Source organism: Pseudomonas sp. CAU 1711 (assembly GCF_039888625.1).
GTDB lineage: Bacteria > Pseudomonadota > Gammaproteobacteria > Pseudomonadales > Pseudomonadaceae > Aquipseudomonas.
The window spans coordinates 12,661-29,634 of sequence record NZ_JBDQQT010000001.1 but is presented as its reverse complement, the minus strand read 5'-3'; the positions used below and the strand labels follow the sequence as shown (position 1 = coordinate 29,634).

The window sequence follows — 16,974 nt, the reverse complement described above, 5'->3', positions numbered from 1 at the left end:
CACTCCTCAGGGTTCGTCTCGTTCAAATCGCGGGTTCAGCTGAGCCCCAGTTCGCGCCACAGGCGCATCACCGCGCGCCTTTCCTCGGCGAACTGGTCGCCGCCGACCTTGCCCGGCTGCTTCTGCAACGCCTGCCGGTGGGCGGCGGAGCGATAGGCCTTGTAGGCCTCCTGCAGCAACTCGACGTCGGCGGCGGGCATCAGCCCGACATCGCGCAGGCCGTCGAGAATGCGGATGTTGTCGGTGTAGCGGTGCAGCTGCGGGTGCTGCCGCGACCACGCCAGGGCCGCGTATTGCACCATAAATTCGATATCGACGATACCACCGGCGTCCTGCTTCAGATCGAAGGAAGTCGCGACGTCGAAGGCATTCGCCGCGGTGCCGGCGGCGCTTTCCCGGCTGCCCAGGTTGTCGCGCATCTTGCCGCGCATCTCGCTGACCTCGGCCTGCAACTTGGGCAGATCGCGCTCGCGCTCGAGGATGGCCGCGCGCACCCGCTCGAAGCCGGCCGCCACCCGCGGGCAGCCAACCAGCACGCGGGCGCGCACCAGCGCCTGGTGCTCCCAGGTCCAGGCCTCGCCTTCCTGGTAGCGCTGGAAGGCGCCGAGCGAGCTGACCAGCAGCCCCGCCGCGCCGGACGGACGCAGGCGCATATCCACCTCGTAGAGCTGGCCCGAGGTGGTCTGGGTGGTCAGCAGGTGGATGATGCGCTGGCCCAGGCGGGCGAAGAACTGCGCGCCGTCGATGGGCTTGGCGCCGTCGGTCTCGGCCTGCGAGTCGCCGTCGTGGATAAATACCAGATCCAAATCTGACCCGTGACCCAGCTCCAGGCCACCGACCTTGCCGTAGCCGACGATGACGAAGTCCGGATCGCACAGGCTGCCGTCGGCGCGACGCGGATTGCCGTACTTGGCCACGGTCTGGCGCCAGGCCAGGGCCAGCACCTGGTCGAGGATCGCCTCGGCCAGCCAGGTCAGGTAGTCCGACACCTTCATCAACGGCAATGTGCCGGCGATCTCCGAGGCGGCCACGCGCAGGCCGTGGGCCAGCTTGAAGTGGCGCAGGGCCTCCATCTGCTGTTCCAGGTCGTCCTCGGGAATGCGCGTCAGCCGCTCGCGCAACTCGGCGGCCAGCTCCGGCGCCAAAGGCGGCTTGAACAGCCGGCCCTCGTTGAGCAGCTCGTCGAGCAGCAGGGGGAAGCGGGCGATCTGCTCGGCGATCCACGGGCTGGCCGCGCACAGGGTCAGCAGGCGCTGCAGGGCGCCGGGATTCTCGCTGAGCAGCACCAGGTAGGCCGAGCGCCGCGCCACCGCCTCGACCAGCGGCAGCACGCGCTCCAGCACCAGATCCGGATTGTCGTGCTCCACCGCCTGCGCCAGCAGGCGCGGGACGAAGGCATCCAGACGCTCACGACCGAGGCGCTGCATGGTGCGCACCTGGCTGCCGTTCTTCAGGTCGAGCAGGCGCTTGAGGGCGACGGCGGGCTCACCGAAGCCGGCCTCGACCAGCTGCCGCTCGGCCATCTCCGGCTCCAGCGCCTCCTGCCACAGCGGCAGCCACTCGCCGCCGATGCAGGACTCGCTCTCGCCGCCCTCCTCTTCGTCGGGATCGGCGATGACCTGGCGGAAGTGCCATTCGATGCGCCCGCGCCAGTGCGTCAGGCGCTCGTGGAAGCTCGCCCAGTCGGCGAAGCCCATGATGCAGGCGACCCGCGCGCGGTCGGCGTCGTCGTCCGGCAGCATCTGCGTCTGGCGGTCGCCGATGGCCTGCAGGGCATGCTCGGTGTAGCGCAGGAACTCGTAGCCCTCCTTCATCTCGGCGATGATCGGCGCGGGCAGGTAGCCCTGCCCCTCCAGGGTCTCCAGCACCTTGAGCAGCGGCCGCTGCTGCAGGCTGAGGTCGCGACCGCCGTGGATCAGCTGGAAGGCCTGGGCGATGAACTCCACTTCCCGTATGCCACCCGAGCCGAGCTTGACGTTGTCGGCCATGCCCTTGCGCCGCACTTCCTGCTGGATCAGCAGCTTCATGGCGCGCAGCGCCTCGATGGCGGAGAAGTCCAGGTAACGCCGGTAGACGAAGGGCCGCAGCATCTCCAGCAGCTGCTTGCCGGCGGCCTGGTCGCCGCCGACCACGCGCGCCTTGATCATGGCGTAGCGCTCCCAGTCGCGGCCCTGGTCCTGGTAGTACTGCTCCAGCGCATTGAAGCTGAGCACCAGGGCGCCGGAGGATCCGTAGGGGCGCAGACGCATGTCGACGCGAAACACGAAGCCGTCCACGGTGATGGCGTCCAGCGCCTTTATGAGCCTCTGCCCCAGGCGGATGAAGAACTCCTGGTTGTCCAGCGAGCGCTTGACCCCCTCGGTCTCGCCACCCTCGGGGTAGCCGAAGATCAGGTCGATGTCCGAGGACAGGTTGAGCTCATGGGCGCCGAGCTTGCCCATGCCGAGGATCACCAGATGCTGCGCCTGGCCGGAGCGCCGGCCGATGGGCGTGCCGAACTGCTCGCAGTGGCGCGGGTAGAGCCAGTGGTAGGCCAGGTCGATGCAGGCGTCGGCCAGGTCGGAGAGGTCGCGACAGGTCTCGCCAAGGTCGGCCTGACGGGTCAGGTCGCGCCAGACGATGCGCAGCTGCTGGCGATTGCGGAAACGCCGCAGGCGCCGGCCCAGCTCGTCCTCGTCGACACAGTCGGCCAGCAGCGCCTGCAGCTGGCCGCGCAGTTCGCCGGCGGAAAAGCGCCGCTCCAGCTCGCCGCTGGCGCCGAGGGCCGGCAGCAGCTCGGGGTCGCGCACGAGCTGCTCGTGAACGAAATCGCTGAGCGCGCAGCAGCGCCGCAGGGCCTCGCCCCGCTCGTCCGGCCAGGCGTCTGGAAGCAGTGTCGAAGCGCGCTCGGCGAGGGGGATCAGGGTAGCCGGCAGGGCGGCCAGTGGCGGCAGGCTCATGGTCTATCCTTGGGGACGGGCGGCCAGCCCCGACTCCACCCAGGCGCCACTGCCCTTCCAGAAAACTGTAGTTTTACTACTAAAAATTGTGTCCCGGGCTCTACAGATGCCATCGAAATGTAGTAAAACTACAAAAGCGACTGCGAGCACCGCAGCCGATCACGACTTCACGTAGCCCGCCCAAAAAGCGTGCACGAGCCCTGGCCTCCGATTCTGGAAGCCTTTCCGCCCTGGAGCAAGCCATGCAAGACCTCGATCCCGTCGAAACCCAGGAGTGGCTGGACGCCCTCGAGTCCGTCCTCGACAAGGAGGGTGAAGACCGCGCCCACTACCTGCTGACCCGCATGGGCGAGCTGGCCACCCGTAGCGGCACCCAGCTGCCCTACGCCATCACCACGCCCTACCGCAACAGCATCCCGGTCGGCCACGAGGCACGCATGCCCGGCGACCTGTTCATGGAGCGGAGAATCCGCTCGCTGGTGCGCTGGAACGCCCTGGCCATGGTGATGCGCACCAACCTGCAGGACCCGGACCTGGGCGGCCACATCTCCAGCTTCGCCTCCAGCGCCACCCTGTACGACATCGGCTTCAACTACTTCTTCCAGGCCCCGACCGAGGAACACGGCGGCGACCTGATCTTCTACCAGGGCCACGCTTCGCCCGGCATCTACGCCCGCGCCTTCCTCGAAGGACGCATCAGCGAAGATCAGATGAACAACTTCCGCCGCGAAGTCGACGGCAAGGGCCTGTCGTCCTACCCGCACCCCTGGCTGATGCCGGACTTCTGGCAGTTCCCCACCGTGTCCATGGGCCTCGGCCCGATCCAGGCGATCTACCAGGCGCGCTTCATGAAGTATCTGGAGAGCCGCGGCTTCATTCCCGCCGGCAAGCAGAAAGTCTGGTGCTTCATGGGCGACGGCGAGTGCGACGAGCCGGAATCCCTCGGCGCCATCTCCCTGGCCGGCCGCGAGAAGCTGGACAACCTGATCTTCGTCATCAACTGCAACCTGCAGCGCCTGGACGGCCCGGTGCGCGGCAACGGCAAGATCATCCAGGAACTGGAAGGCGTGTTCCGCGGCGCCGAGTGGAACGTCAACAAGGTGGTCTGGGGCCGTTTCTGGGACCCGCTGTTCGCCAAGGACAAGGACGGCGCCCTGCAGCGCCGCATGGACGAGGTGATCGACGGCGAGTACCAGAACTACAAGGCCAAGGACGGCGCCTACGTGCGCGAGCACTTCTTCAACAGCCCCGAGCTCAAGGAGATGGTCAAGGACCTCTCCGACCAGGAGATCTGGAACCTCAACCGCGGCGGCCACGACCCCTACAAGGTCTATGCGGCCTACCACCAGGCGGTCAACCACAAGGGCCAGCCGACCGTGGTCCTGGCCAAGACCATCAAGGGCTACGGCACCGGTGCAGGCGAGGCGAAGAACACCGCGCACAACACCAAGAAAGTCGATATCGACAGCCTGAAGAAATTCCGCGACCGCTTCGACATCCCGGTCAAGGACGACGAGCTGGAGAACCTGCCCTTCGTCAAGGCCGAGCCGGGCAGCCCCGAGCACAAGTACCTGCACGAGCGCCGCGCCGCCCTCGGCGGCTTCGTGCCGCAGCGCCGCGCGCAGAGCTTCAGCATCCCGACCCCGCCGCTGGACACCCTCAAGGCCATCCTCGACGGCACCGGCGAGCGCGACATCTCCACCACCATGGCCTTCGTGCGCATCCTCTCGCAGCTGGTCAAGGACAAGGACCTGGGCGCGCGCATCGTGCCCATCGTGCCGGACGAGGCGCGCACCTTCGGCATGGAAGGCATGTTCCGCCAGCTCGGCATCTACTCCTCGGTAGGCCAGCTGTATGAGCCGGTCGACAAGGACCAGGTGATGTTCTACCGCGAGGACAAGAAGGGCCAGATCCTCGAGGAAGGCATCAACGAGGCCGGCGCCATGTCCAGCTGGATCGCCGCCGGCACCTCCTACTCCACGCACAACCAGCCGATGCTGCCGTTCTACATCTTCTATTCGATGTTCGGCTTCCAGCGCATCGGTGACCTGGCCTGGGCCGCCGGCGACAGCCGCGCCCGTGGCTTCCTGATCGGCGGCACCGCCGGGCGCACCACGCTCAATGGCGAGGGCCTGCAGCACGAGGACGGTCACAGCCACATCATGGCCGCGACCATCCCCAACTGCCGCACCTACGACCCGACCTACGGCTACGAGCTGGCGGTGATCATCCGTCACGGCATCAAGGAGATGATCGAGCAGCAGCAGAGCGTCTTCTACTACATCACCGTGATGAACGAGTCCTACCAGCAGCCGGCCCTGCCGCAGGGTGTCGAGGACGGCATCATCAGGGGCATGTACCTGCTCGAAGAGGACAAGAAGGAGGCCGCCCACCACGTCCAGCTGCTGGGCAGCGGCACCATCCTGCGCGAAGTGCGCGAGGCGGCGAAGATCCTCCGTGACGAGTTCAACATCGGCTCCGACGTGTGGAGCGTCACCAGCTTCAACGAACTGCGCCGCGACGGCCTGGCCGTGGAGCGCTGGAACCGTCTGCATCCGGGACAGAAACCCAAGCAGGCCTATATCCAGGAATGCCTCAGCGGCCGCCATGGCCCGGTGGTGGCCAGCACCGACTATATGAAGCTGTTCGCCGAGCAGGTGCGCCAGTGGGTGCCCAGCAAGGAATACAAGGTGCTCGGCACCGACGGCTTCGGCCGCAGCGACAGCCGCAAGAAGCTGCGCCACTTCTTCGAGGTGGATCGCTACTGGGTGGTGCTGGCCGCGCTGGAGGCGCTGGTCGACCGCGGCGAGATCGAGGCCAAGGTGCTGGCCGACGCCATCGCCAAGTTCGGCATCGACCCCGAAAAAGCCAATCCCCTGGACTGCTAAGGAGCGTAGCGATGAGTGAGTTGATTCGCGTACCCGACCTCGGCGGTGAAGGCGAGGTGATTGAACTGCTGGTCAAGGTCGGCGACCGTATCGAAGCCGAGCAGAGCGTGCTGACCCTGGAGTCCGACAAGGCCTCCATGGAAGTGCCCTCGCCCAAGGCCGGCGTGATCAAGGAACTGAAGGTCAAGCTGGGCGACCGCCTGAAAGAGGGCGACGAGCTGCTGGTGCTGGAAGTCGAGGGCGATGCCCCGGCGGCCGCACCTGCCGCAGCGCCAGCCACCGAGGCGCCCAAGGCCGCCGAGTCTGCGCCGGCAGCAGCGCCCGCTCCCGCGGCGGCTCCGGCTGCCACCAGCGTGCAGGACGTGCATGTGCCGGACATCGGCTCCGACGCCAAGGGCAAGGTCATCGAGATCATGGTCAAGGCCGGCGACAGCATCGAGGTCGACCAGAGCCTGCTGACCCTGGAGTCCGACAAGGCCAGCATGGAGATTCCCGCGCCGGCCGCCGGTGTGGTCGAACAACTGCTGGTCAAGCTGGATGACGAAATCGGTACCGGCGACCTGATTCTCAGGCTCAAGGTGGCGGGCGCCGCACCGGCCAGCCCGGCTCCGGCGGCAGCGGCCCCTGCCGCCGCGCCGGCCGTGCACAGCACCCCGCCGGGGGCCGCCCCCGCCGTGGCCGCCGAAGTGGGCGCCATCGCCGCGCTGTCCGCCGCCGCTGCCGCGGTCGCCGCGCCGGTGCGCGACGGCAGCAAGGTGCACGCCGGCCCCGCCGTGCGCATGCTGGCCCGCGAGTTCGGCGTCGACCTGGCCGCCGTGCCGGGCAGCGGCCCCAAGGGCCGCATCCTCAAGGAGGACGTGCAGGTCTACGTCAAGGCCATGCTGCAGCAGGCCAAGGCCGCTCCGGCAGCCGGCGCCGCCGGTGGCATGGGCATCCCGCCGATCCCGATCGTTGACTTCAGCAAGTTCGGCCCGGTGGAAGAGGTGCCGATGACCCGCTTGATGCAGGTCGGCGCCGCCAACCTGCACCGCAGCTGGCTCAACGTGCCGCACGTGACCCAGTTCGACAGCGCCGACATCACCGAGCTGGAGGCCTTCCGCGTGGCGCAGAAGGCGGTGGCCGAGAAGGCCGGCGTCAAGCTCACCGTGCTGCCGCTGCTGCTCAAGGCCTGCGCCCACCTGCTCAAGGAGCTGCCGGACTTCAACAGTTCGCTGGCACCGAGCGGCAAGGCGATCATTCGCAAGGGCTACGTGCATATCGGCTTCGCCGTGGACACCCCGGACGGCCTGCTGGTGCCGGTGATCCGCGACGTCGACCGCAAAAGCCTGCTGCAGCTGGCCGCCGAGGCCGCCGAACTGGCGGAGAAGGCACGCAGCAAGAAACTCTCGCCGGACGCCATGCAGGGCGCCTGCTTCACCATCTCCAGCCTCGGCCATATCGGCGGCATCGGCTTCACGCCGATCGTCAACGCGCCTGAGGTGGCGATCCTGGGTGTGAGCAAGGCGGCCATGCAGCCGGTGTGGGACGGCAAGGCCTTCCAGCCGCGCCTGATGCTGCCGCTGTCGCTGTCCTACGACCACCGGGTGATCAACGGCGCCGCCGCCGCGCGCTTCACCAAGCGCCTGGGCGACGTACTGGGCGATATCCGCACCCTGCTGCTGTAACCCATCACGCAGTGCTTTGAGGCATCGACGCCTCCCCCCCTCGGCCCCGCCTCTGGCGGGGCTTTTTTATGCGCGGAAGCGCGAGATAGAAAAATAATGGCCAAGTGCTAGCCTGAGGTGACTCGCGGAGACATGGCCATGCAGATTCGGGTCGTCGCACCGACCGCCGAGCAGCCCCAGTGGCGGCTCTACCTCAATCAGTTCTTCATCCCCTGCGCCAGCGAGGAGGAGGCCCTGCGCATCGCCCAGGAGGTCTGCCTGGCCGATCGCCCCCTGCCGCCGCTGCGCTGCGGCAGGCCCTTCAGTTCCGCTGCAGATTGCGAATCAGAAAGCTGATCGCCTTGGCCAGGTCGGCGGCGCCCTGGTGGTCGCGCAGCACGGTGATCCAGGGGCTGCCGTCGGCCGGGCTGTTGAGTACGCAGGAGATACCGTTGGTCGGGCAGTCGTAGCGGATGTAGGGATCCAGCCCGAACACCGACAGGCGCTGATTGCTCACCGCCAGGCTGTTGCCCTGCCCGGCGCGCGTCTCGCGCCGCACCAGCAGCTCGCCGGGGCCGGCGACGCTCAGCTGATAGCGCAGGTCGTTGCGCTGCGCCGGCGCCTTGCCCAGCTGGTAGCCGGCGCGCAGAGCGTAGGTGTCGAGCAGTGCGTTGCTGTGCGCCAGCAGCGCCTTGCGCTCGTCTTGGGTCAGGTAGAGCCGCTTGAGCTCGGCCAGATAGCGCGCCTGCTCCTCGCCGCTCAGCTGGGCCTCGCTGGCCTGCGCCGAGGCGCCCGCCCCCAGGCTCAACAGCAACAGCAACCCGCTCAGTCTTCTTGTCAGTCCCAGCCGCATGATGCACCCTTGCTCGACGTTGGTTGATGTAACAGACCTTAGCCTGCCCCGAGCGGCAGCATACTGGAAGCCCGTGGTTCGATGAAAAGCCATCCCGATGCCGCCAGCCGTTCGGCGGCCGAGGTTGTGACGCAGTTGCCGGTGCCGTCACGCCTGGGCATGTTGCGCTTCGAACGGATGAACGAGCCGAGCTGGTCCCTGCTGTTCCTCGACCCCGCCTGCGAACGCCAGCTCGGCGTCAGCGCCGGCGAGCTCTGCGCCCTGCTCGACTGCCCCTACGCCAGCCTGATGGAGCCCGAGGCACGCTACCGTCTGCACGACGAGATCCAACTGCAGCTGGCCGGCGGCGGCCACTACTCGGTGCGCTATCGCCTGCACACGCCCAATGGCGCCCTGCACCTGCTGGAGGTCGGCGAGCCCTACATCCAGCGCAACCGCCAGTTGCTGCACGGCTACCTGCTGGTCTGCGCCGAACCCGAGCAGGTCCTGGCCGAGGAGCGCCTGCAGGTGCTGGAGGAACAGAACGGCAAACTCAAGACCTCCTTGGAGCTGTACCAGAACGCCCAGGAAGAACACCTGCAGCACCTGATCCGCTCGCGCGCCCAGCAGAGCCTGATCCTGCGCCTGGCGCGCCATCGCTATAACGCGGCCAACCCGCTGCAGGAAGCCGCCGAGCTGATCACCCAGGCCGCCTGCGAAACCTACGACGTGGCCCGCGCCGGCATCTGGCACCTCAACGGCGAGCGCCTGCAGCCGGTGGCCCTGTACCGCCGCGACATCGACCGCCACGAGCTGCCGGCGCCCATCGACGCCAGCCTGTTTCCGCGCTACCTGGAAGCCCTGCACAGCGGCCGCGCGATCGACGCGCACAATGCCCTGCACGACCCGCGCACCAGCGAGCTGACCCAGGCCTACCTCAAACCGCTGGGCATCGGCGCCATGCTCGACGCCGGCATCCGCCTCGGCGGCGAGGTGGTCGGCGTGCTGTGCCTGGAGCACATCGGCCCGCCGCGCACCTGGCAGGCCGACGAGATCGCCTTCGCCGGCGAGCTGGCCGACCAGTTCGCCCAGGTCATGAGCCACCAGCAAAAACGCGACGCCACCAGCGCTCTGTTCCTGTTCCAGCGCGCCGTGGAACAGAGCGCCAGCGCCTTCCTGCTGTTCGACCGCGACGGCCTGGTGCAGTACGTCAACCCCAGCTTCACCGCCATCACCCAGTACGGCGCCGAGGAGGTGCAGGGCCGGCGCATCTCCCAGCTGCCGGCCCTGGAAAACCTCGGCGATCTGCTGCTCGACGCCCAGGCCGGGCTGGCCGAGCGCAACAGCTGGCAGGGCGAGCTGCGCAGCCGGCGCAAGAACCTGGAGCCCTACTGGGGCCAGCTGTCGATCTCCAAGGTGTACAACGACGACGGCGAGCTGACCCACTACATCGGCATCTACGAGGACATCACCGAGGCCAAGCTGGCCCAGCAGCGCATCGAACGCCTGGCCTACAGCGACAACCTCACCGGCCTGGGCAACCGCCCCTACTTCATCCGCTGCCTGGAAGAGCGCTACGCCCACCGCGACACCCAGGCCTTCAGCCTGCTGCTGGTGGACATCGACAACTTCAAGCGGATCAACGACAGCCTCGGCCACCAGACCGGCGACAAGCTGCTGGCCAATCTGGCCCGCCGCCTGCGCAACAGCCTGGGCCAGGGCGCCAGCCTGGCGCGCTTCGCCGGCAACGAGTTCGCCGTGATCATCGACGGCGCCGAGCAGGATCTCGGCCTGCGCAGCGCCCGGGAACTGCTCGCCACCCTGGACAAGCCGCTGTTCGTCGACAACCAGCTGATCAACGTCAGCGGCTCGGTCGGCCTGGCCTGCGCACCGGCCCACGGCGGCGATCCGCACGTGCTGATGAAGCACGCCGGCCTGGCCCTGCACAAGGCCAAGGCCAACGGCAAGCGCCAGGTGCAGATCTTCACCGAGGCGCTGAACGCCGAGGCCGAGTACCGCCTGTTCATCGAGAGCAACCTGCGCCGCGCCCTGACCCAGAACGAGCTGGAGGTCTACTACCAGCCCAAGCTGTGCCTGAAGAGCGGCCGCCTGCTCGGCCTCGAGGCGCTGCTGCGCTGGCATCACCCGGACAAGGGCATGATCAGCCCCGAGCAGTTCATCGGCGTGGCCGAGGAAACCGGCCTGATCATCCCCATCGGCAAGTGGGTGGTGCGCCAGGCCTGCCGCGCCAGCCTGGAGCTGGCGGCCCTCGGCATGGGCCAGATCCAGGTGGCGATCAACCTGTCGGCCAAGCAGTTCACCGACCCCGAGCTGGTCGGCTCGATCGCCGCCATCCTCGAAGAGGAACAGCTGCCGGCGCGCCTGCTGGAGGTCGAACTGACCGAGAGCCTGCTGCTCGAAGGCAGCGACGACACCCGCCAGCAGGTGGCCAAGCTCAAGGCCCTGGGCCTGACCCTGGCGATGGACGATTTCGGCACCGGCTACTCCTCGCTGAGCTACCTGAAGAAGTTCCCGATGGACGTGCTGAAGATCGACCGCAGCTTCATCAAGGACATCCCGGAGAACGAGGACGACATGGAGATCACCTCCGCGGTGATCGCCATGGCCCACAACCTCAAGCTCAAGGTGGTCGCCGAAGGCATCGAAACCGCCGCCCAGCTGGCCTTCCTGCGCCGCCAGCAATGCGACGTCGGCCAGGGCTACCTGTTCGACCGCCCCATCCCCGGCCGCGAACTGGTGCAGCGCCTGCGCCGCTATCCCTGCCGCGGCGCCTGAGTCCTCCCCTCTCCCCCAGGGTGAGGGTAATGCCGCTCACATAAGCCGCGCCCCACGCCATCCGTTCCCTCTCCCCAGCGGGGAGAGGGTTAGGGAGAGGGGGCGGCAGGCCTGCGCACGGTTGTGGCCCGGATGCAATCCGGGAGCGGAGCAACCTGTTTCCCGGATTGCATCTGATGGGATGGACTCCTCCACCCACGGACGGCATCGCGTTGTGCCAGATTGTCTGTATCCGAGAAGGGTCACCGACAAACGAAGTAGAGGAGGAGTCCGCCATGAATCGTAGCGCGTCTAGCCACTGCCAGGTGTACTGTGTGGACCTGGCCAAACACAAGTTTCAGGTTCATGGGTTCTCCGCCAGCGGTGATTGCCTGCAACGCCTGACCCTGAGTCGGGGTCAGTTCGACAGTCTGTTTTCTCACGCCCCCAGCCGCGATTGCCTGGTGGTGATGGAGGCCTGCTCCAGCAGCAACTATTGGGGACGCCGGTTGCAGCTGCTGGGCTATCGGGTCAAGCGAGTGCCCGCCCAGTTCGTTGACAAGCAACGCATCGGCAACAAGAACGATGGCAATGATGCCGATGCCATTTTCGCCGTCCATCAAGATCGCCGCGTTCGCCCTGTTCCCGTCAAGACCGTTGCCCAGCAGGACCTCTGTGCTCAGCACCGCTTGCGAGAATTGCTGGTCAGTCAGCGCACGCAGTTACTCAACCAGGCACGCAGTCTGCTGGCCGAACGTGGTCAGATTGCCGCCCAAGGGCGTCGCGCACTTGGGGCGCTGATCCAGCAAGTGCGTGAAGTCGAAACGAACCCGGAAGTTACGGCCGATGTGCTCGAACTGCTTGGACAGATCACCTGCCAGGTCGAGGGAATCGACGCCCAGATCCAGCGCGTCGAAGCCCGGTTGAAGACTGCCAGCCGGACGTCGCCGCTTATTCAGCACGTGCAGAGTATTCATGGCGTGGACCTGATCACCGCGACGGCTATGGTGGCCGAGTATGGCGCCAACCTGAGTCCGTTTGCCGACGCCCGCCAATTCGCCGCGAGCCTAGGGCTGACTCCGAGTGAACATGCTTCCGGTCAGCATCGACGACTCGGCGGCATCAGCCGGCGTGGCAATCCCTACTTGAGAACCCTGCTGGTGCAGGGCGCGCAGGCGGTACTCAGACACTGCCAACGGCGTGAGGATGCCATCAGCCAGGTGGCTCGGCGACTGCTGGAAAGTAAACGCCGTACGGTCGCCGTTGTCGCCATAGCCAACCGGTTAGCTCGGATCATCTATGCGGTGATCAAGCAGAACACGCCTTACCGAGCTCAGCCGCAACAAGCCTGAGCCCTTCCCAACAAGGAGGTACAGCCGACAGCGCAATGGCAGATGGCATCAGGATCACATCCGGCTGGAGAAACGCCGAGTAGCCCGCAGCCCACAAAGTGGTCGCTCATCCGATAGGCACTCCAGCAGCGAACGCCCCATCTAGGCTCGGGAGCGACGGCTCCCTGTATGAAGTCGAATATACGGTCGCGTTGATCCCCTGCCTGATACTTGCGTCTGAGGAGGAGTCCATATACGGGCTACGGCGAGGCAGCGCCGGGACGCGGCAAAGGATGAAGCGCTGCCTGCCGCCGGCTCTGTACCGCCACAGAGCGGACAGCCATCCAGGCCTTGAGCAGGGCACGGCAAAACGCCGCGCCCGTCTGCAGCAGGCGCGGCGTTTTCTTAAGTGAACCGCAAGAGCCGTAACATCCACGCCGCTCCGGCGTCTCTGCATTGCCCCAAAGGGGTAAGCTACAGCCAACCTCACCGCCACCACGGGGAACAGATCATGGTCCTGCGCTCGCAAATCCTCGCCCACAAACTCGAACTGCCCAGCGCCGAACAGGCCCTGCCCGGCCGCGCCGAACGCATGACGGTGCCGGCGGCCCATTATGTCAACGGCAACCCGCTCCAGCCGCCCTTCCCCGCCGGCCTGCAGCAGGCGGTGTTCGCCCTCGGCTGCTTCTGGGGCGCCGAGCGGCGTTTCTGGCAGCAGCCGGGCGTATGGAGCACGGCGGTCGGCTATGCCGGCGGCCACACGCCCAACCCGACCTACGAGGAAGTCTGCTCCGGCCTGACCGGCCACACCGAAGTGGTGCTGGTGGTGTTCGCCCCACAGCAGACCAGCTATCAACAGTTGCTCAAGGTGTTCTGGGAGGCGCACAACCCGACCCAGGGCATGCGCCAGGGCAACGACATCGGCACCCAGTACCGCTCGGCCATCTACTGCTTCGACGCCGCCCAGCGCGCCGCCGCCGAAGCCTGCCAGGCGCAGTTCCAGGCCGAACTGGAGAAGGCCGGACTGGGCGCCATCACCACCGAAATCGCCGACGCCCCGCCCTTCTACTACGCCGAGGCCTACCATCAGCAGTACCTGGCGAAAAATCCCGGCGGCTACTGCGGCCTGGGCGGCACCGGGGTGTGCCTGCCGGGTTGAGACGAGGACGCCGCCATGGAACTGAACACCCGCCAGATAGCCACCCAGGCGGCGGCCCAAGCCTCCGCCCTGGCCTCGCTGCAACTGCTGCGCAAGACCTTGGAGCTGCAGGCCGCCGGCGCGGGTAATGCGCTGCCCGCGCCGGCTCCAGTGAGTACGCCGAGCAATCCACCCAGTCTGGGCAACCGCATCGACGTGATGGCCTAGCCGGCGATCGAGGCAAAATCGACTCCTCGTCACGACTTTAATCCCGGAAACTGGAATACTCTGGCGGCGGCACGGACAACCCAGCACGGAGTCGGAACCGGCCACCTTCCTCATCCATTTAGCAAAGGGAACTTGCATGAACGCATACCGCCCCCTCGTCGCCGGCCTTCTGCTGGCCGCCAGCTGCGTCGCCAGCGCCGACACCCGCCTGACCCTGAAGAGCGATGCCGGTGACTACATCGGCCAGGGCAAGAACTATCTCTACACCGACGCCAACGCCACCTTCCGCTACAGCAAGAACTTCGACAACGGCATCACCCTCAATATCAACAGCGGCAGTGCCTGGTGGACCCTGGACCTGGCCGCACCCGGCGATGCCCAGCTGCGACCGGGCAGCTACGAGGCGGCCACCCGCTTCCCCTTCCAGGCCGCCAGCGAGCCGGGGCTGAGCTTCTCTGGCAGTGGCCGCGGCTGCAACACGCTCACCGGGCGCTTCGACATCTTCGCCGTCAGCTATGACGACCAGGGCGTGGTCACCGGCCTCAACGCCAGCTTCGAGCAGCACTGCGAGGGAGCCACGCCCGCGCTGCGAGGCGAGCTCAGCTACAACATGGTGGCCCCCATGGGCGTCAGCACCGTCGGCCTCACTCCCAAACGCTACACCTGCCTGAACCGCACCAGCGGCCAGCGCCTGACGCTCAAGAGCACGGCAACCCTGTTCGACTGCAAGCAGGCGGGCCTGCAGGTGAACCCGGGCGACCGGGTCACCATCAGCATCAACGGCATCGCCGAGTAAGCCACTCCGGCCGCGCATGAGTCGACATGCGCGGCCTCATTCTCTAGCCTGCGGCCTCCACGCTGGCATCCACCTGCACGGCAGGCTTCCACCCCTTCAGCAACCTGCCCACCCGATAACCGCGCCAGCCGAGCATCCGCGTGGCGGTCAGCACGCCGGCCATCAGCGCGCCGCCAACGCCGGCGGTGACGGTATCCGCGCCGGTCAGATAGAGCCCCTTGATCGGCGTCTGGCTGTGAATCCAGTGCTGGTCGAAGCGCTGCACCGTATGGTCGATGCCGTAGATCTCGCCCTGCTCGTTCCACTGGAACCACTCGGTGGACAGCGGCGTGGCCAGCTCGCAGAAATCCAGGGCGCCGCGCAGCTGCGGCTGGTGGCGGTAGAGGGTCTCCAGCAGGTGCTCGGTGAGCTCGGCCTTGAACGCTTCGTACTCGGCGCCGCGCTTGCCCCAGGTGCTGCCCTTCCACTTGGCGAACCACTGCGGCTGGGTCGGCGCGACGATCTCCACCGTGGCCTTGTGCGGGTACTGGGCATCCCAGGCCGGGTCCTTGGCCGAGGGGAAGCTGATGTAGATCAGCGGCATCTCGCCGCTCTGCCCGCTCATGAAACTGTCGATGTTGCGGTCGTGGTCGTGGCCCGGGTAGACCCAGTAGTTGGTCTTCGGCAGGCCCAGCTCGGCGGCGCTGCCCTTGAAGCCGGCGTACAGGCACAGGGTGGCGGCCGACAGTTCGACCTGCTTGAGCGGCGCCAGCAGGCCGTGCTCGGCGGCCACTTCGGGCGCCAGCAGGCGGGTGTAGGTGGGCACCAGGCCGGCGCAGCTGACGATCTGCGGCGCGCGGATTTCCAGGCCATCCTTGTGCAGCCGCACGCCCACCGCGCGGCCGTTCTCGACCAGGATGCGCTCGACCCCGGCGTAGGTGAAGACGTTGCCGCCGGCCGCCTCGATCTGCGGGATGATGGTCTCGGAAATCTTGCTGGCGCCGCCCACCGGGTAGTTGCCGCCGGTGATGTAGTGCTTGGCGACCATGGCGTGCATGACGAAGGCGGCCTTGGCCGGCGGCAGGCCGTAGTCGCCCCACTGCGCGGTGAGCACGCCGATCAGCTCCTGGTTGCTGGTCAGGCTCTCCAGCACCTCGCGGGTGTTCTGGAAGAAGTAGCCCGGCAGCCACATGCGCCGCAACTTGGCGTAGAGCATGCCCAGCGAACGCGGCAGGGCCTGGCCGGCGAAGAAGCGCGGCACCCGCGCGCTGACCTCGCTAAGCAGCTCGACGTAACGGTCGATGGCCGCCGCCTCGCCGGGGAAGTGCCGCTTCATCTCGGCCTTGAACGCCTCGCGCCCGGCCAGATAGTCGTAGCTCTTGTCGCCGATGACGATGCGGTCGTAGCGCTCGTCCATCGGCGCCCACTCCAGCTTGCCGCCCGAGATCACGTCGAACACCCGGCGGATCACCGACCAGGGCTTGTGCACCTCGCCGATGTAATGCACGCCGACATCCCACTCGTAGCCCTCGCGCTCGTAGCTGTGGGTGTAGCCGCCGGCGGTGTAATGCTGTTCCAGCACGCACACGCGCTTGCCCAGCTGGCTCAGCAGGGCGGCGGTGGTGAGGCCGCCGATGCCGGAGCCGATGACGATGACGTCGTAGTCGTCGCGCGCCAGGCGCGGGCGGAAGCGGGTACCGGTGCGTTTCATGGGAGGGCTCCTGCGTGATTGTTGTTATGCAAGTTTTTGCATATTAGCAGCGAATCGAGACCATGCAACTTTTTGCATAGTCCGTATACTGCGCCCATCGTCCGTCGCGAAGCCCGCCCATGTCGCTCAAGCACGCCATCCTCATCCTCCTGGAAAGCCAGCCCGGCAGCGGCTACGACCTGCTCAAGCGCTTCAAGGAGGGGCTCGGCTACTTCTGGAACGCCAAGCACCAGCAGGTCTACCAGGAGCTGAAGAAGCTCAACGAGGCCGGCTGGCTGGAGAGCGAGGCGCAGGCCCAGGAGACTCGCCCGGACAAGAAGATCCACCGCCTCACCCCGGCCGGCCATGCCGAACTGCTGCGCTGGCTGGGCCAGCCTGTACAGCCGAACAAGATCAACGACGCCTTGCTGGTCAAACTCTATGCAGGCGCGCACACCAGCACGGACAACCTGCGCGAGGAGATGGCCCGCCACGTGGCCATTCACCGCAAGACCCTGGACAGCCTGCTGGCCATCGAGCGCGACTACCAGGCGCTGCCCGCCGACCAGCGCGCCGCCCTGCGCCTGCCCTACCTGACCCTGCGCCGCGGCATTCTCGGCGAGCAGTCCTGGCTGGCCTGGGCGGCCGAGGTGGAAGCGGAGCTGAGCGACTGACCCTGCTCGGCGGGTTACGCCTTGCGGCTAACCCGCCCTACGCGAATCTGCTCGCTGCTGC

The 16,974-nt window shown here is 67.0% G+C and carries 12 protein-coding genes; 9 read left to right on the top strand and 3 right to left on the bottom strand.

The genetic code is table 11. The annotated features are described in order from the left end of the window. Positions 1-35: 35 nt before the first annotated feature. Positions 36-2,939, bottom strand: coding sequence for a bifunctional [glutamate--ammonia ligase]-adenylyl-L-tyrosine phosphorylase/[glutamate--ammonia-ligase] adenylyltransferase (gene glnE / locus AAFN46_RS00095; RefSeq protein ID WP_347806646.1), 2,904 nt, complete (start codon positions 2,937-2,939; stop codon positions 36-38). Between the two features lie 242 nt (positions 2,940-3,181). Here glnE and aceE point away from each other — a divergent pair, with 242 nt between their 5' ends. The 3 genes from aceE to AAFN46_RS00080 all read left to right on the top strand — a co-directional run bounded on the left by aceE (position 3,182) and on the right by AAFN46_RS00080 (position 7,827). Further along, a complete protein-coding gene (gene aceE / locus AAFN46_RS00090; RefSeq protein WP_347806645.1) occupies positions 3,182-5,827 on the top strand; it encodes a pyruvate dehydrogenase (acetyl-transferring), homodimeric type in 2,646 nt (881 codons plus the stop codon). A gap of 11 nt (positions 5,828-5,838) precedes the next feature. Next, positions 5,839-7,491 carry a dihydrolipoyllysine-residue acetyltransferase gene (aceF, locus tag AAFN46_RS00085; protein WP_347806644.1) on the top strand — a complete coding sequence of 551 codons (1,653 nt, stop codon included), beginning with the start codon at positions 5,839-5,841 and terminating at the stop codon, positions 7,489-7,491. A gap of 138 nt (positions 7,492-7,629) precedes the next feature. Then, positions 7,630-7,827 carry a hypothetical protein gene (locus AAFN46_RS00080; RefSeq protein ID WP_347806643.1) on the top strand — a complete coding sequence of 66 codons (198 nt, stop codon included), beginning with the start codon at positions 7,630-7,632 and terminating at the stop codon, positions 7,825-7,827. Here AAFN46_RS00080 and AAFN46_RS00075 read toward each other — a convergent pair. Then, a complete protein-coding gene (locus AAFN46_RS00075; protein WP_347806642.1) occupies positions 7,793-8,323 on the bottom strand; it encodes a hypothetical protein in 531 nt (176 codons plus the stop codon). The genes AAFN46_RS00080 and AAFN46_RS00075 overlap by 35 nt on opposite strands. 81 nt (positions 8,324-8,404) lie before the next feature. On the opposite strand from AAFN46_RS00075, the gene AAFN46_RS00070 reads away from it, so the two are divergent. From AAFN46_RS00070 to AAFN46_RS00050, 5 genes are all read left to right on the top strand, one after another. Beyond that, positions 8,405-11,098, top strand: coding sequence for an EAL domain-containing protein (locus tag AAFN46_RS00070; protein ID WP_347806641.1), 2,694 nt, complete (start codon positions 8,405-8,407; stop codon positions 11,096-11,098). Between the two features lie 314 nt (positions 11,099-11,412). Then, entirely contained in the window at positions 11,413-12,429 is a 1,017-nt protein-coding gene (locus tag AAFN46_RS00065) for an IS110 family transposase (protein WP_347806640.1), read from the top strand. A gap of 490 nt (positions 12,430-12,919) precedes the next feature. After that, positions 12,920-13,567, top strand: coding sequence for a peptide-methionine (S)-S-oxide reductase MsrA (msrA, locus tag AAFN46_RS00060; RefSeq protein ID WP_347806639.1), 648 nt, complete (start codon positions 12,920-12,922; stop codon positions 13,565-13,567). A gap of 15 nt (positions 13,568-13,582) precedes the next feature. Then, entirely contained in the window at positions 13,583-13,774 is a 192-nt protein-coding gene (locus tag AAFN46_RS00055; RefSeq protein ID WP_347806638.1) for a putative motility protein, read from the top strand. 136 nt (positions 13,775-13,910) lie between these two features. Continuing rightward, complete coding sequence (locus tag AAFN46_RS00050) at positions 13,911-14,570, top strand: hypothetical protein (protein ID WP_347806637.1); 660 nt, start codon at positions 13,911-13,913, stop codon at positions 14,568-14,570. Positions 14,571-14,613: 43 nt separating this feature from the next. On the opposite strand, the gene AAFN46_RS00045 is transcribed toward AAFN46_RS00050, so the two are convergent. Then, entirely contained in the window at positions 14,614-16,260 is a 1,647-nt protein-coding gene (locus AAFN46_RS00045) for an NAD(P)/FAD-dependent oxidoreductase (RefSeq protein WP_347806636.1), read from the bottom strand. Between the two features lie 119 nt (positions 16,261-16,379). Here AAFN46_RS00045 and AAFN46_RS00040 point away from each other — a divergent pair, with 119 nt between their 5' ends. Continuing rightward, on the top strand, positions 16,380-16,913 hold the full coding sequence (locus tag AAFN46_RS00040) for a PadR family transcriptional regulator (protein ID WP_347806635.1): 534 nt from the start codon (positions 16,380-16,382) through the stop codon (positions 16,911-16,913). Positions 16,914-16,974 lie beyond the last annotated feature (61 nt).

Excerpts from the sequence above, each read along its gene's own strand:
- aceF (WP_347806644.1), top strand. The coding sequence starts at position 5,839 with ATGAGTGAGTTGATTCGCGTACCCGACCTCGGCGGTGAAGGCGAGGTG.
- glnE (WP_347806646.1), bottom strand. The coding sequence starts at position 2,939 with ATGAGCCTGCCGCCACTGGCCGCCCTGCCGGCTACCCTGATCCCCCTC.
- AAFN46_RS00070 (WP_347806641.1), top strand. The coding sequence starts at position 8,405 with ATGAAAAGCCATCCCGATGCCGCCAGCCGTTCGGCGGCCGAGGTTGTG.
- AAFN46_RS00055 (WP_347806638.1), top strand. The coding sequence starts at position 13,583 with ATGGAACTGAACACCCGCCAGATAGCCACCCAGGCGGCGGCCCAAGCC.
- AAFN46_RS00075 (WP_347806642.1), bottom strand. The coding sequence starts at position 8,323 with ATGCGGCTGGGACTGACAAGAAGACTGAGCGGGTTGCTGTTGCTGTTG.
- AAFN46_RS00045 (WP_347806636.1), bottom strand. The coding sequence starts at position 16,260 with ATGAAACGCACCGGTACCCGCTTCCGCCCGCGCCTGGCGCGCGACGAC.
- aceE (WP_347806645.1), top strand. The coding sequence starts at position 3,182 with ATGCAAGACCTCGATCCCGTCGAAACCCAGGAGTGGCTGGACGCCCTC.
- AAFN46_RS00040 (WP_347806635.1), top strand. The coding sequence starts at position 16,380 with ATGTCGCTCAAGCACGCCATCCTCATCCTCCTGGAAAGCCAGCCCGGC.
- msrA (WP_347806639.1), top strand. The coding sequence starts at position 12,920 with ATGGTCCTGCGCTCGCAAATCCTCGCCCACAAACTCGAACTGCCCAGC.
- AAFN46_RS00080 (WP_347806643.1), top strand. The coding sequence starts at position 7,630 with ATGCAGATTCGGGTCGTCGCACCGACCGCCGAGCAGCCCCAGTGGCGG.
- AAFN46_RS00050 (WP_347806637.1), top strand. The coding sequence starts at position 13,911 with ATGAACGCATACCGCCCCCTCGTCGCCGGCCTTCTGCTGGCCGCCAGC.